15 protein-coding genes and 1 riboswitch are annotated in these 15474 nt (G+C 43.1%); of the genes, 4 read left to right on the plus strand and 11 right to left on the minus strand.

Translation table 11 applies throughout. The features are described from left to right. Window positions 1-115: 115 nt before the first annotated feature. The 10 genes from ACXQIQ_RS08445 to ACXQIQ_RS08490 form a co-directional block, all read right to left on the minus strand. Window positions 116-1033: a DUF6454 family protein gene (locus ACXQIQ_RS08445; RefSeq protein WP_439299205.1), complete on the minus strand. Its 918-nt coding sequence runs from the start codon at window positions 1031-1033 to the stop codon at window positions 116-118. Between the two features lie 209 nt (window positions 1034-1242). Then, window positions 1243-1824 (minus strand): ECF transporter S component, encoded by a 582-nt coding sequence (locus ACXQIQ_RS08450; RefSeq protein ID WP_439299204.1) that lies wholly within the window; start codon window positions 1822-1824, stop codon window positions 1243-1245. A 201-nt stretch (window positions 1825-2025) separates the two neighbouring features. Then, a riboswitch (FMN riboswitch) is annotated at window positions 2026-2178 on the minus strand. A 74-nt stretch (window positions 2179-2252) separates the two neighbouring features. Then, window positions 2253-2996 carry a twin-arginine translocase subunit TatC gene (tatC, locus tag ACXQIQ_RS08455; protein WP_439299203.1) on the minus strand — a complete coding sequence of 248 codons (744 nt, stop codon included), beginning with the start codon at window positions 2994-2996 and terminating at the stop codon, window positions 2253-2255. A gap of 73 nt (window positions 2997-3069) precedes the next feature. After that, on the minus strand, window positions 3070-3282 hold the full coding sequence (gene tatA / locus ACXQIQ_RS08460; protein ID WP_439299202.1) for a twin-arginine translocase TatA/TatE family subunit: 213 nt from the start codon (window positions 3280-3282) through the stop codon (window positions 3070-3072). A gap of 26 nt (window positions 3283-3308) precedes the next feature. Next, window positions 3309-4970 carry a PhoX family protein gene (locus ACXQIQ_RS08465; protein WP_439299201.1) on the minus strand — a complete coding sequence of 554 codons (1662 nt, stop codon included), beginning with the start codon at window positions 4968-4970 and terminating at the stop codon, window positions 3309-3311. 729 nt (window positions 4971-5699) lie between these two features. Beyond that, window positions 5700-5909, minus strand: a complete 210-nt coding sequence (locus tag ACXQIQ_RS08470; protein ID WP_226548154.1) for an aldo-keto reductase family protein — start codon at window positions 5907-5909, stop codon at window positions 5700-5702. Between the two features lie 207 nt (window positions 5910-6116). Next, on the minus strand, window positions 6117-7217 hold the full coding sequence (locus tag ACXQIQ_RS08475) for a GerAB/ArcD/ProY family transporter (RefSeq protein WP_439299200.1): 1101 nt from the start codon (window positions 7215-7217) through the stop codon (window positions 6117-6119). A gap of 15 nt (window positions 7218-7232) precedes the next feature. Further along, window positions 7233-7466 (minus strand): hypothetical protein, encoded by a 234-nt coding sequence (locus ACXQIQ_RS08480; protein ID WP_439299199.1) that lies wholly within the window; start codon window positions 7464-7466, stop codon window positions 7233-7235. 4 nt (window positions 7467-7470) lie between these two features. Continuing rightward, window positions 7471-8664 (minus strand): Ger(x)C family spore germination protein, encoded by a 1194-nt coding sequence (locus ACXQIQ_RS08485; RefSeq protein WP_439299198.1) that lies wholly within the window; start codon window positions 8662-8664, stop codon window positions 7471-7473. 28 nt (window positions 8665-8692) lie between these two features. Beyond that, window positions 8693-10234 carry a spore germination protein gene (locus ACXQIQ_RS08490; protein ID WP_439299197.1) on the minus strand — a complete coding sequence of 514 codons (1542 nt, stop codon included), beginning with the start codon at window positions 10232-10234 and terminating at the stop codon, window positions 8693-8695. Window positions 10235-10408: 174 nt separating this feature from the next. Between ACXQIQ_RS08490 and ACXQIQ_RS08495 the strand changes: the two genes are divergently transcribed. The 4 genes from ACXQIQ_RS08495 (at window position 10409) to ACXQIQ_RS08510 (ending at window position 15104) form a co-directional block, all read left to right on the plus strand. Beyond that, window positions 10409-11920 carry a glycine betaine uptake BCCT transporter gene (locus ACXQIQ_RS08495; protein WP_439301909.1) on the plus strand — a complete coding sequence of 504 codons (1512 nt, stop codon included), beginning with the start codon at window positions 10409-10411 and terminating at the stop codon, window positions 11918-11920. A gap of 64 nt (window positions 11921-11984) precedes the next feature. Next, window positions 11985-12857, plus strand: a complete 873-nt coding sequence (locus tag ACXQIQ_RS08500) for a phosphotransferase family protein (protein ID WP_439299196.1) — start codon at window positions 11985-11987, stop codon at window positions 12855-12857. A gap of 79 nt (window positions 12858-12936) precedes the next feature. Continuing rightward, complete coding sequence (locus ACXQIQ_RS08505; protein WP_439299195.1) at window positions 12937-13209, plus strand: small, acid-soluble spore protein, alpha/beta type; 273 nt, start codon at window positions 12937-12939, stop codon at window positions 13207-13209. Window positions 13210-13571: 362 nt separating this feature from the next. Further along, complete coding sequence (locus ACXQIQ_RS08510) at window positions 13572-15104, plus strand: carboxypeptidase M32 (protein ID WP_439299194.1); 1533 nt, start codon at window positions 13572-13574, stop codon at window positions 15102-15104. Window positions 15105-15155: 51 nt separating this feature from the next. On the opposite strand, the gene ACXQIQ_RS08515 is transcribed toward ACXQIQ_RS08510, so the two are convergent. Then, window positions 15156-15341 carry a hypothetical protein gene (locus ACXQIQ_RS08515; protein WP_439299193.1) on the minus strand — a complete coding sequence of 62 codons (186 nt, stop codon included), beginning with the start codon at window positions 15339-15341 and terminating at the stop codon, window positions 15156-15158. Window positions 15342-15474 lie beyond the last annotated feature (133 nt).

Below are 15474 nucleotides of genomic sequence, written 5' to 3' on the forward strand. Positions count from 1 at the left end.
TGCCGTAATGAAGCAAGGTTCAGCCAATCAGGTCTTTCTTACTAAAAAGAGATATCTTTATGAATCACAGTAAGGACAAACCGGATTCATCATTGAAACCCCTTTTCCCACCACATTATTTTGTTTCATAAATCAACAATGAAGCGTCGTCATCATCTGGAACAGCATATAATCTTATGCCGTCCTCTTCTTCCTTCGTTTCGAGATAAACCGGATTACGTGTAATTACATGGTGCTGTGGTGAGAATTCCGCAAGTGGTACTTCATGCTGTATTTCGTGCGACTTTTTGTCCAATAACGCTAGTCCACCTAATTCGTAAGTGCCTCCATCTTCTGACGGCAACCCAGCTAAACCACTGCAAATCATATTATTCTCATCGATTCCTTCACAGTCCTGGTAATCAATGAAATGGCTCGGATTCTTTTCAACCGACTTCACTTTCCCTTTATGATTCCATTCATAATACGTCCTAGATCCCCAGCTGACGCCGTATAGACGACTCTTCTCTTCATCGCTCACGACACCGCCGATGTGGTCGTCCACCTCAAATACTTCATTCACTTCGTTAGACTCCGGATCCACCTTGTACATGATGGATTGGCTATGTGGCCGGTATTCCGCAACGGGTACCCAAATGTGTTCACCATCAAAATCAATTCCACCTGGATGATACATATCGCCTTCACCCAGCTCGATATCCTTCAACAATTGGCCTTGCTCATCTACAACAAACAGATGCCCGACTCCCTTACCGGCTGTTCGATCATATCCATCTTTCGGCTGATTATATTTCTTCGGCTTCTCAATGATCTCCACCGATGAGATGTAGTACTTATCCTCGATCTTCGTCATCCCTTGTGGGTGATGGACGTTGAAATTCAAATCAAGCTCCTCGACTTGGTTCCACTCTGTACTACGTTCCAGCTGTTTGAATTCATTTGTCAGACCTTCCGTATCGCTGTCAGTGGCAACGACCGTCGATACCGTTCCAATCAGTAAAGCGGCTGATAAAATGGTTGTGATTACGCGCATGTGCGTTCCTCCTTGTGGGTATGTACGTTAACGTTTTAAACGTAAACAATTTCACCCTCATTAGGAAGAGGAACCTGCACTTCTTTAGACTATTTACGAAGAATTAAATGTCTCTTTAGTTTTAACACGAAACTGTAATCCTACATGTAACAATTCCCATGTAAAAAACCCCTTCTCTCATCGGAAAAGGGGTTCATTATCTAAATTTTTTATGAAGCAAGTTGTTCCATCCGTTTCAAGTATGGTGCCAACTTGTAGTAGATCATCACGAACAATACGGCGACAATCGTGCTCTTGATCAAGTTGAATGGCGTAATCCCTGTTAGAATCAACTGCGTCATCATTTCAGACGTCATCGGATCATAATTCAGGAACCATGTGTACGCTGGCAGGATCAACACGTAATTCAATAGTGCCATCACGAGCGTCATTGTAAACGTTCCTGCAACCAATCCCATTGTCAAACCTTTCTTGCTGCGATACTTACGGAACAAGATTGAAGCCGGGACGATATACAAGCTGCCCGCCAGGAAGTTGGCGAACTGTCCGACAGGTACCCCTGTCATACTACCTTGCACACCGTAATGCAGAATGTTCTTGATCGCTTCGACGGTAATTCCTGCAACCGGTCCGAAGACGATTCCGCTTAATAATGCCGGTACATCACTCAAGTCGATCTTAAGAAATGGCGGCAGTCCTGGAAATGGAAAATCCAGGAGCATCAATACGTACGCCATGCTGCTCATTAGTGAGACAGCAATCATGCGATACAATCTCCCCTTTTTTTGCATAGGAAACCTCTCCTTTTCCTAAACGCCATCTTGCTTCCAATGCATTGCACACTTCCGCCCATATGAGATCCACCTGTTTTCTATGGCATAAAAATCCCTAAAGCTATTCGCAGCTTTAGGGAGTATTTGCGCTTTCTATGACAGGTTTTTAGACCATTAGAAACTAAGCCTCTTCTCGTACGTGACTAAAAGAAACCGTGCAAACATCTTCTCCCATCCAGACTATACTGTCGGCTCTGGCCTTTAACCAGATCAGCAAAGCTCTTCTGTTTGAGAAGAACAAAGCTCGCGGGCTCATGAAGGGGGTCTTCATCTACCGCCGGTCGGGAATTTCACCCTGCCCCGAAGATGGTGTTTATGTTGTTGTATTTACAATTACAGTATATCGTTAAATGGCTTGATTCTGCAATAGGAATGCTTATTTCCCATCAACTGACACTTTTCAGGTCCGGTCTTTCCTTCTTCTGTTTTTTCTTATAGACCATCTTAGCTAGAGATATACTGATCTCATACAACAACAGTAACGGTATCGTCACAAGGAAGTCAGAAATGAAATCCGGCGGCGTAACCGAAACGGCGACCACAACGAGAACGAAATATGCGACTTTCCTTGCTTTGATCAGATGGGTCGGGTTCAATATACCGATGGTCGTCAAGAATAGAATGACCACAGGTAATTCAAATAACAACCCGAAAGGAAGGGTCATCTGCATCATGAATCGGAAATACTTCTCTGTTGTGTACATTTCTTGGAAATGATTAGCTGACAGACCTTCCATGAAGGAAAGGACCATCGGGAAGACAATGAAATAACCGAACGATATGCCGACCAAGAATAATAGAAATAATACTGGAATATAGGAGAGCGTTGCTTTCTGTTCTTTCAAGTTCAGCGCTGGTTTAATATAACGATAGATTTGAAATGCGGCAAAAGGTATGGTCATGGCAATCGCACAAATCCCCGAGATCATGAAATACACCCAAAGGATATCTGAAGGTCCAAGGATGACGAGCTTTTGATCGAGTTCCCGAATCAGCCATTCATAAATCTCCTCGACAAACACGAAGGATCCAACCAGGAATAGGATGAACACAACCAAAGTCCAGATGATTCTTTTTCTTAATTCTTCTAGATGTTCTGTGACTTCCAACTCTTCATCCACTTCACGCATAGCATTCACCGCCTTTCTTCTTTAGTAGAAAGAGGCTGACTCAATCGCATCGATTAAGCCAACCCCCATCCCATTATTTCTGTTCGCTTTGAGCTGTTGCTTTTTTCTCTGCTTTATCGTCGTCATCATCATCAGAAGACATCAAATCTTTTGTAGAATTTTTGAATTCTCTCAATGTGCTGCCGGCTGCTCGTCCGAGCTCAGGCAGTTTAGATGGTCCGAAGATGATCAATGCGATGATCAAAATCAAGATCAATCCAGGAATACCAATTTGACCGAAAGGCATCGTTCATTCCTCCTCTTTTTTATCGATTAAAATCCGATGATTGCTACGACTGCAGGTCGTGGCATACGTTCTCCTGCTCGGTGTGGCCATGTGCTTGTCGGATTGGATAGGTCTTCTGTTTCTTCACCTGGATGTTGGACGGATAAGAACAACGTCTTTTCATCGGGAGTGAAGGATGGTCCAGTCAATTCAGCTTGAATAGGCGCAGATGCGAACTGGAATGCTTCCCCTTCTTGGGGACCAGACGTTGGGATTGCAAACATTCCGTTATTCTTGAACGGTTTCCAGACTTTATCGTTCAACTTGCTGCTCGAGATATCCGTAACCGTCCACAATGTTCCGTACTGGTCGAATGTCAGGTTATCCGGAGCACTGAATCCGCTCTGGATTCCACCTGCTGCGAAAATAGAGAATTGGAATTCGGAAGCTCCGTGGTCTCCATCTTTCTCAAAGAAACGTGTGATGTGTCCATGGATGTTTCCGTGCTTATCATTATTTGTGTGTGCAACGAAAATCGTTCCATCAAACGGGCTGATTTCTACATCTTCCGGACGGTCTGTCGGTGTTGCACCAAGAAGGATGGCAGCATCATGTGCATGCACAACGACATCCGCTTGTGTTTGGAACTTTTCAAGCATTTCTTGGTTCCCTTTTGCAGCTTCCCGAACCGCTTCTACTGTCAATGCGATCCATTCTCCACTGCTTAAATCTGCTGCATAAAGCGTTCCTTCATTCAATAGATCTGCGTTTTTCTTCCCTGCTTGCTTATTGTATTTTCCTTTACTTACAAACTTGTAGACGCAAGCATCTTTCTTGTCATCACCCATATAAACGACGACGCGTCCATCTTTTGTAGTGCCCATCGATGCGTTTTCGTGATTGAAACGCCCTAGAGCCGTATGTTTACGGACTTTGAAGTTCGGATCAAAAGGATCGACCTCGACAACCCATCCGTAATGCGTCTCATCCAAACCTGCATCTTCAGCTGTATCTTCATAGTTTTCTTCACATGTCAGCAGGGTACCCCACAATGTTTTACCACCAGAACAGTTGGCAAATGTACCTTGAACCTTCGTTGCACCATTCACAGCCTTCGATCCAGCTGCTGGTCCAGTCAAGTTGATTTGTGTGAGCCCTGTAATACGGCGAGCGTATTTTGATTTCGTGTCCATCTTCCAGGTACGACCATCTCGATAAACTTCAATGATGGATCCACCCTGGTTGTAAAGAAGCGTTTGGATTTGCTCTTTCGAATACTTGTCTACCTCTTGTCCGAAAACGAAAAGATCTGAAACATATTCATGGTTGACCCAGAGCAATCCGCGCTCACTTTTACGACGATCATCGTCATCATCGTCTTCCCGCTCACCATCTCTTTCATTGATCGGGAAGTAAAGCGTGAAATCATTATTAAATCCAAATGTGTCTCCTTGTTGATTGATCTTATCTCCGTAGGCCGCAACAACATTGTATTGGTAGCCACGAGGCAAAACTAGATCATCTTTAGAAGAAGGCTCGATCGGGCTGAACTTGAGTCGGCCGATTTTTGGCTTCCTCTGTCCTTCTTTATGAAAGTCACCTGCTTGAACAGGTTTTGTAAGAACATTTAATCCCGTGCTTGATGCCGCAAGGGCTGTTGCACCCGTACCAAGATAGGTTAGGAATTTTCTTCGATTCACCTTACCCATTTCCCGTCACTCCTTATATATGTGAGTTGAAGTTTGTTGCAATTTTCATGATAAGCCTCATTTTTTAAGGAATCGTGTAGAAAGGGTTACAAGCTTGAAATAAGACGCATTTTAGCGATTTTCAGGAAAAAAAGTCTATTTTGTTGAACAATTTTGTAGTTCTAATTTACTATACTGCTTCCATGAACAGGATGATTTGGATGTTCATACAATCAGCTTTCTGACAACACCATTGAATTGTAAAGGAATTGTGTAGAGCTTTACGTTTTGTTCATATATAACGATTGGATTGTGCCACAAAATAGACAAAAATAAAGCCCCCACCAATTTGGATGAGGGCTAGAATAGTATAGACAAGCGGGAAACATACCCGCTGTTCTTACAAAAATATAAACAAGCTGCATAGCGAACCTCTTGCCGGAGAGAACCTCCCCTAAATATTGGAACGTCCTTGGAACAACCGTCTCGATGCAAAGATGTTCTTCCTCTCCGCTTGCAGGCTAGTGCTCACGTTATTTGGAAGGGTGATTCATTTCACCCTTCTTTCTTTGTTTTACATCCAATGAGTTGGAGTGCTATAATTTGGAAAAATCCTCTTTTCCAAGGAGAATTGCTATGTTCAAGGTATTTAAACAATTCGGTGCTGTGACATGGGCTTCCATGGTCTTTCTGTTTACCCTGATCACATTCGGAATCAATCGAAAACTCAAGAAAACCAAGAAATGAGACTCAGTGCCTCACTTGATGGTCGCGATTGATTTTAATGGATGAATTGAGAATTTCCGCACACTTCATTTCTTTCACCTTACCAGCACGCTTTTCCACCAGCTCTTGAAGTTCCCCCGCAGACACTTCTTCAGGTATGTCTAGTAACTCCACATAATACTCCTTGTTTCCTTCTACCAGAAAATCAATGGTAATTTTCGCAGTTAAACTCATGAACATCACCCTTCTTATGAAATCATTTTATGTATGGACATCCCTATATACCTAGTTTCTGTATATTATACGATGATATTGAGTTAATGTTTCAAAAAAAAGTAAATTTTTAAAAAATGACGAAAATGTTAAACTAATTGTATCCTTTTTCCCATATTATGACCACCCGTAATTCTCTTTAATCAAGTGAAGAACTAATTTTGTCCATTAATTATTTTTGAGATAAAACAAACCAGCAAGAAGAATCAAAGGTATAAAGATGAGACTGATTGTAAAATCCAGAAGTGGCCAATACTTTGAAATCACTTCATTGTAATATGTGATGCTTGGTGAAACCTCTAAAGATAGTACAATAGCAAGCATTCCCAGTGGAAATGTCAATGGTCGATAATCTTGTAATTTCAATAGTTGGGCGAGTCCGAGCGTCGAACTGTAAAAATAAAAGGTTGCCTTTATGAAGATTGTAATCAACCATAGGATGGCAATGATGGCCTCGATCCGTTCAAGAAACTTCCCGATATTGATTTTCTTCGCCAGGGAATAACTAGGATATTGCTGATGCGCAACGAGTTCACCCCCGAATACCAATAGGGCTGTCAGCATCATGAAAATAAGCAATGCCCCACCTGCAGTTTGCGCAAGCAGCATGGCATTCCTTAAATCTATTTGTTTTTTTACTTTTACATATGGAAAGATCATGATTAAGACAATCAGGGTTTCCATGAAGGGAAATGCGGTGAAGGTGAGCGAACCTCGCAGCATTGGCTTTAATCCATCACCCAAAATCGGCTTTATGTTATCCAACTGAAATTGAGGAGTCAGAAAGGCGAAGAATAATGCAACAAGAAGAAGGAAAAAAGGTAAAAAAACTTGTCCTGCTCGAACCCATGTTTCCAATCCTAATCGTGTGCCGTATATGACAAACACCATAAATAGAATCGTAATGGCTTCCATCGGAGTGTGTGGCAGGATCTGTGTCGTTAAAAAATCCCCCAACTCCCGTAACAGTAAAGCGACTGATAAAAAAGGATAAAGCAAAAAGAGACCAGCTAAGATTTTTCCTAGGAAAGAACCGAAAATCCGATCACTGTATTCTACAAAGGTAAGGTCAGGAAAGAGCTTACTGACTTGATAGAAAAGGAGCACAAGGAGTAATCCGATGCCTAACGCGAAGATACCCGAAAGCCAGGCGTCATTTTTCGCCTCTCCTGCAATACTGGAAGGCAGAACGAGAATCGAATCCCCTGTTGTTACAAGAAAAACAAGGATTGTAAATTGGGCAACAGATATCCTTCCTCTCTCCAGCATGCTTGATCAACTCCTTCATAACACTCGGTTGAATACAATTTCATAGATCGGCTTATAGATGAACTCGATGGCTTGTAGTGGGTTGAATAGTGGTACATCATATATTTTCATGATGCTCAACATTGATGCTATACCAAGTAAAACCGCAAAACTCCATCGATCCATTCTGCTTCGATTCTTCTTCAACTGTGGATATTCAATTAGGACAATAGCTGCTGATACTAACAGTAATCCGATTATCTTCCACATTCTCTTACTCCAATTCACTCACAATAGAATCTGTTATCGTTCCAAAGCGACGTATTTTCAACTTCGTAGTTACCTTAACTTCGAGGTCCATGAATTCCTCATCCCATTGATCTTTTAACGATTTCCACTTGCTCGGGTGCTGCCTATGGATGACTTCTCCAAAACCGAAAATATCGGTTTGGAACTCTTGTTGAGCTGCATCGACTGCTTGTAAACATAGGGATTTGATCCGTTGATTCCAACTCTGTTCAAGCTTGGCGAAATTCTCTTGCCTTCTAATATCAATCCCACAAGATACTTCATCTATATTACCTTCTCCTGTAATCTCGATATACATAATGGGCTTCTCACCTGTAAATCGACTTTTCAACTTTGTCTTTGTTTTGATTAGGTTCATGCCGACCTTACCACCATCTGGGCAAGGGACTACCCCGTTCGCTCTGACTACATTGTCGATTAAATAGTTGTATCCTTTACTTTCTTCTTCTGAAAGCCAACCAATTAATCTGTCCGATTTAAATACAGCTAAATTTTCGTATTTCAATTTACTCGTGTTCTTCAGATTTTTAACATTTTCTTCTGAAGCCGCTCGATCCTCATCCCCTATCAGTCTGATACCAGTTAGCACGGGCTGTTTCCCTTTATTCAAAAGGTCTATTTTCAAATCATCCAGTGTCACTGCTTTAGTCGGTGCATAGAGTTCTTCTGATTTAAGCAAGGACTCATACATCTTGTTAGCAGGTACATTTTCTGTTGCTGTCATGACTTTTAAAATGGTATCTGCAGTGGAGTCTTTTGCCACGATCAAAAAGAAATCCGTTCGAAATTCATGGTTCCGAGATATAAAGTCCAATACATATTTCATGCGATCTTTAGCCAGTTCTTCCCCTATGACCACCACTCGCACATGGGAGAGGTAAATATTGTTCGGGGATGTCGTCAGGATCTTCCGGAATGCCTCTGTAATGGTTTCACCTGTTTCTTCATACACCGTTACAGGTTTCTTATTACCAGCGCCTCCAGCAGTTCTTGAAATTTCACCAGGATTCACCACTTGGACAGCAACGTTGAATTCGTCCCCCTTTTTATCCAACCCTAAGGCTACGGTAATCCCAAGATCGCTTAATTCCCTAACATCCCAACAACCTGATGTGAATATAGGCATCAAGATCATCAGAAATATGATTACCTTTTTCATGGTTTCACCAACTCTTCAGTATGACTATTTATCGTTTTGGTTCTTTTCTTCCGACAGATTGCCTTTGTTGATCTTGTTGTTGCAAAAAGGAGGGGCGATTGTGCATTGCAGGCCAAGGAAACCTGAACAGCACATCCTTCTGATCATTCATGTTGAACGGTCCGACCGGAGATAAGTAAGGTACCCCGAAGGAACGAAGACTGCATAAGTGCAAAGTCAATCCAAATAAGGCGATCAAGATCCCGTAAAGACCGAACGTCGCAGCAAAGATCATTAATATGAATCGGAGAACCCGGATGGATATCGACATGGTGAATGCGGGTGTCACAAAACTTGCGATCGCCGTAATCGACACGACGATGACCATTGCTGGTGACACGAGTCCAGCTGTATATGCTGCTTCTCCTAAAACGATGGCACCCACGATTGAAATGGCAGAACCGATCACTTTCGGCATACGAATACTTGCCTCTCTTAAAATCTCAAATGTAACGGCCATCAACGAAGCTTCCACAAAGGCTGGAAAAGGTATCCCTTCCAGTTGTGCCGCGAGACTAATCAATAATGAAGTCTGCAGCATTTCCTGGTGGAAAGTCGTGATCGCGATGTATAAAGATGGTGCCAACAACGAAATGAAAAAAGTAAGAAGACGAAGGAATCGGATGAGACCAAAATCGGATCGGAGGTAGTAATCCTCTGACGCTTGAAAGAATTGGACGAAAAGTGCAGGTACGATCAACACAAACGGGGTGCCATCCACTATGATTGCAATTCGTCCCTCGAGTAGGTTGGCGGCAACAGTATCCGGACGTTCTGTGTTGTATACCGTCGGAAAAGGAGAGTAGGTTGAATCTTGAATGAATTCTTCAATATATCCTCCCTCTAAGATTCCATCAATCTTGATTTTGTCTAACCTTGAGCGGACTTCTTCTACAATGGCATCATCAGCAACACCGTTAATGTATGCGATGGCTACATCGGTTTTTGTACGAGTGCCTATCTGCCTGTTCTCTATCCAAAGGTTTTCGTCTCTGATCTTTCTTCGAATCAGTGCGGTGTTCGTAATCAACGTTTCTGTGAATGCTTCTTGAGGACCCCGCACAACCGGTTGAGTAATAGGTTCAGAGACACCTCTTCCTTTCCATTTCCTCGTGTTGATTAATAGTGCTGTTTCATATCCATCCAAAAACAAGATGGAATCTCCCGATAGTAATCCGGTTAATAGCTGGCTCATTTCCTTTTGTTCTTCTACTTGTGACACCGTCAAAATTGATTTTTTTACATCTTCAAATTGAATCCTTTTATCTTCGTCACCATGTAACATCAGGGACTCTAGAAGCTCTTGTATCATTTGGAGGTCCGTAAGACCTTTCGTATAGATGATTGCCCCGTTTAAGTTTTCTTGGATGAGAAACTCTCTGACAATGATATCCATGGAGTTTCCAATGGATTGCTTCATTTCGTTGATGTTGTCCTCTAATTTCGGATGGATCTGCAGAATCGAGTGATTTTGTTGAACGGGCTTTGAATCATGTTCTTTCAAATGCTTTCTACGCTTAGCACGTTTCATAATCACGTCTCCTTCCATTCCGATTTACACACTTATCGTTAGCATCTTCCACCCTCCACGAGCCTATACAAGATGTTTTTGCACTGAAGTTAATCTTTACGGTAGTAGGGTATACCTATAAAAGACGCACCTTTCATCTCAGCAATCATTAAAGGAGGAACTCGAATGGAAAAAATGAAAGGAAAAGCTCCCCATCGCAACATCGTGTTCTGGGTATCATCCATCATCGTTTTTCTCTTCGTCCTATGGGGAGCCCTATCACCGAAATCACTAGGAGATAATGCCGCATCCGTGTTCGATTTCACTACATATGCTTTTGGTTGGTTTTATCTCATCGCCGTGTTTTTCTTCACGATTTTTTGTTTGATTTTAGCAATCAGCCGTTATGGTAAAATCCGACTTGGCGGAGACGATTCCCGACCGGACTATCCCTTTTTCACCTGGATCGGGATGTTGTTCAGCGCAGGATTCGGGGTCGGTCTCGTTTTCTGGGGCGTAGCAGAACCGATGAGCCACTTCTTCAAGCCTCCCATGGGCTTGGAAGGACAGTCTGAAGAAGCTGCACGTGTTTCCATGCGCTACTCCTTCTTCCACTGGGGCATCCATCAATGGTCTGTCTTCACCGTCGTTGGATTGGCACTCGGATATTTTCAATATCGTAAAAAAGAGAAAGGATTGATCAGCACGACGTTCAATCCTTTGATCGGGCATTCTGGCAAAACGCCTTTAAGAAGGACGGTCGATATCCTTGCAGTCATCGCGACCATTACCGGGGTAGCAACTTCTCTCGGTTTCGGGATCCTGCAAATCAACGGTGGTTTGAAAACTGTCTTCGATCTTCCGAACAATGCCATGATGCAATTGATCATTACGGGTGTGTTGCTCATCCTTTATCTTACTTCTGCGATGACAGGCCTCGATAAAGGCATCAAATGGTTAAGTAACTTGAACTTAGGATTGGCTCTTCTCCTGATGATTGCCGTCCTTATCATGGGACCGACCGTTTTCATTCTTAACAGTATGACGCTTGGAATCGGAGATTATATTTCGAATTTCTTTGAAATGAGTTTCCGTTTGACCCCTTATGAAGGTGGGACCTGGGTCCGTGACTGGACTGTCTTCTATTGGGCATGGGTCATCGCCTGGTCCCCTTTCGTCGGATCATTTGTTGCGAGGGTATCCCGTGGCCGGACGATTCGTGAGTTCGTTTTCGGAGTGCTGATCGTTCCACCCTTCCTCGCGATCATCTGGATCGCAATTTTCGGAGGAACGGCTCTACACCTGGATTTAACTCAGGGTACGAATATCGCTGAGCTTGTGAATGAGGATGTTACAACGGCATTGTTCGTCACGTATGCTGAACTGCCATTGACCTTCCTGTTCTCACTCTTATCGATTTTGTTGATATTGACATTCCTGATTACGTCAGCAGACAGCGCTACGTTCGTACTCGGCATCATGACGACAGACGGCAATTTGAATCCAGGACGCTTCGTCAAATTCATCTGGGGTCTTTTGATGGCAGCAATTGCAGCGGTCCTCATCATCAGCAGCGGGCTGCAAGGTTTGCAAACCGCCTCGTTGATAGCTGCACTACCATTTACGGTCATTCTCATTGTCATGTGTCTATCGATTATTAAAGTGGTGAGAAAAGAGCCACACATTCCACGTAAGAGTAAGAAATAAGCTATATTGAAAAAAGGAAAACAGTCCCTTCTAGTCGAATATTCTCGATGGGAGGGATTGTTTTATGTATTTGGAACAATATTTGAAGTGTATTCATTCTTTTTATCCTTCACTTGAATTCCAGGTGATTCATTGGAATCACTTCGGTCAGAACAATGATATTCTTTTTCTCAATAATGAGTGGGTGTTCCGCTTTCCGAAGAACGAGGATGCAGCTGATACTCTGCACACTGAATGCGAGCAACTTGGCTATATCTATCCCTATATCTCCCTTCCGATTCCGGTACCCGTCTTCCATAACACCGATACGAATATCCTCGGACAGTCGTTCGTCGGTTATCCTTTGATTCCTGGTGATCCTCTTTATCCGGAGACAGTCAATGGACTGGACGAAGTGGCGGCAGAAAGATTAGCGAAGGATTTGTCCCTGTTTTTGACCGAGATGCACGCCATCCCGACTGAACAAGCGCCAGGTAAAGTCATTACAGGGAAAGACGCTTACAGATTTTGGGTGAACATGTACGAGAATATCTCACAGTCGTTATTTTCTTATATTCGTGAGGAAAAGCAGGTAGAGATCACTTCCCATTTTGAACTTTACTTGAATGACGAAGAGAATTTCACTTTCTCTCCAGCAATCATCCACGGAGATTTCGGCGTCTCCAACATCCTTTTTGATGAAGACGAGCGAAAAGTGAGTGGCATCATCGATTTTGCAAGCAGCCATGTCGGAGATCCCGCAGTGGATTTCGCCGGGCTTTTGAAAAAATATGGGCTTGATTTTGTCCAAAAGATGGGACGATATTATTCAGGCTTAGATGAGTTGTTGCCGCGTGCTCAGTTCTATGCCGGCACATTCGCCTTGCAAGAGGCGCTCCACGGCTACAACAACAGAAATCCAGAATCGTTGAAGAACGGTTTGAAAGAATATGTCTGATGGTGAACAGCAGGTTCGCTTCCGCTCGTAATTTGTCCCTTACATGCACATACTAAGTGTAAAAAAGGAGGCAAAGAACATGGCGAGACAACGCAGACCCCTCGTGCCTGAAGCAAGAGAAAGCCTGGACCAGTTGAAAGTGGAAGTCTTGAAGGAGAAAGGCTACAACGTAAATGAAGCTGATCCGAACAAAGCGAAGTTCGAAGTGGCGAAAGGACTCGGGATTCCTCTTAAGGAAAAAGGAAACCGCGATCTCAGTTCGCACGATGCCGGTAGAATCGGTGGTCAAATCGGGGGTAGCATGGTCCACGAACTCATCAAACGAGCAAAAGATCAATTAAATAAACAATGAACATGAAGGATTGACTCGCGATTGAGAGCAGAGTCGATCTTTTTTGTTTGAGCTTGATGTGACGAGTTTGCGGGGGGTGAAATCGCGATTTTCGCATTGTCGGGGTGCGATTGAACTTCTTGCGGGGTGCGAAACTTGAGTTTTCGCGTTTTCGGGGTGCGATTAAGCCTCTTGCGGGGTGCGAAACTTGAGTTTTCACGTTTTGGGGGTGCGATTAAGCCTCTTGCGGGGTGCGAAACTTGAGTTTTCGCATTTTCGGGGTGCGGTCACCTAACAAATATTTCGTCACTCGAAGGAAATCAGCTCCCAAGACCGAATAGGTTAGGTAGGTTCTTTTACAATTATAAGGAGGGGTTTTGAAGATGACGCAACAAGTATTGGATGAAACGGTTCAACAAGCGGTCAAGCAATTCACTGAGCTCGATGAAAAGATCTGTCACTTCACGAATATCATGGGGTTACTAGGTTGGGACGCACGTACATATGCACCGAAAAAAGGAAAGCCGATCTTCGCGAAGGCAAAAGGTACGCTTTCAACAGAGACGTTCAAGCTTTCCATTTCAAAAGAGATGGGTGAATGTCTTGAAAAGCTTTCACAACCTGATGTATTCAATCAACTCGATCCGGCGACACAAGCTTGTGTGAGAGAGCGGAAACAAGACTATGACAAGTCGAAACAGATTCCGTCCAATGTGTATAACGAGTATGTTGTCTTAGCTTCAAATGCGAACGATGCCTGGGAAGAAGCACGCGCGAATGACGACTTTGCACACTTCCAGCCTTATTTGGAAAAAATGATCGACATGAAAAAGCGTTTCGCAGAGTATTACGGATATGAAAAACACCCGTACGATGCACTGCTCGATGAGTTCGAGCCAGGTTTGACGGTCGAAAAATTGGATCCTCTTTTCGCAGACCTTAGAGAATCTAGCATAAATCTCTTGAATCGCATTCAACAATCGTCTAGAAAGCCAAGGACTGAAATCTTCAATCAAACGTTTGATATCGAAAAGCAAAAGCAGTTCGCTCATTTTATTATCGAAAAACTCGGTTATGACCTGGACGCTGGTCGACTGGACGAAACGACGCATCCATTTGCAATGGGAATTAACACGGGTGATGTCCGGATTACGACTCGTTATGAGCATGACAATATGAGAATGGCGATCTTCGGAACGATTCATGAGACCGGTCATGCGCTCTACGAACAGGGTGTGGATGCGGACTATGAAGGACGTGTCATCCGTAGAGGTGCATCATTTGGAATTCATGAGTCACAATCCCGTTTCCTGGAGAATTTCGTAGGACGCACGAAAGAGTTCTGGATGTATTTTTACGATGACCTGAAAACGCATTTCCCACACGAATTAAGCGGAGTGTCGTTGGAGGAATTCTACCGAGCAATCAACAGCGTCGAACCTTCCCTCATTCGTGTCGAGGCGGATGAACTCACTTATAACCTACACATTATGCTCCGTTATGAGATTGAAAAAGGTTTGATTGCAGGTGACATTGAAGTGAAGGATCTTCCGCAGGTTTGGAATGAGAAGTTCGAAGATTATCTAGGAATCACGCCTCCATCTAACCGTTTAGGTGTACTACAGGATGTTCACTGGTCCCATGGTGGCGTCGGGTACTTCCCTTCTTATTCACTTGGTAACTTGTACGGTGCTCAGATGTTGGATAAAGTGCTGAAGGATATGCCTGACTTCTATTCACATATTCAAAATGGGGAGTTCATGAAGATCCGTGAGTGGCTCGGAGAAAACGTCCACCAATACGGTAAGCTGTATACGCCTGGTGAGTTGATTAAAAAAGTGACAGGTGAAGAGCTTAATTCCAAGTATCTGGTCGACTATTTGGAACAAAAATTCAGCAAGTTGTATGATTTGTAAGCAAACAAACGAAATGGCTGTCTTCCTAAGAAGACAGCCTTTCTATTTAATCTACTTCTCAACCGACTCTTTATTTATTGAACTGTGTTCCAGCTCTTTCATTCTCAGATCCAATTTCTTTTGCTCGAGCTCCAATTCTTTACCTTTATACTCATACTTCTTTTTTTCAATGTAACCGTAGTACAGAAGAGAAAAACCAACAATGACGATGATGAATCCAAAGAACCAAATTTCCAATCCGTCTCCCCCTTTAACTTAACCACTGCCATTTTAACATAATATTCCTTTTCACGGTTCTAAAAATGAGATTTACTGTTCTTTTAACAAGGCATTCGGTATAGTAAACTTGTTAGAGATTATCGTTTTGGAT

The sequence above is a fragment of the Pseudalkalibacillus sp. Hm43 genome (genome assembly GCF_054170705.1).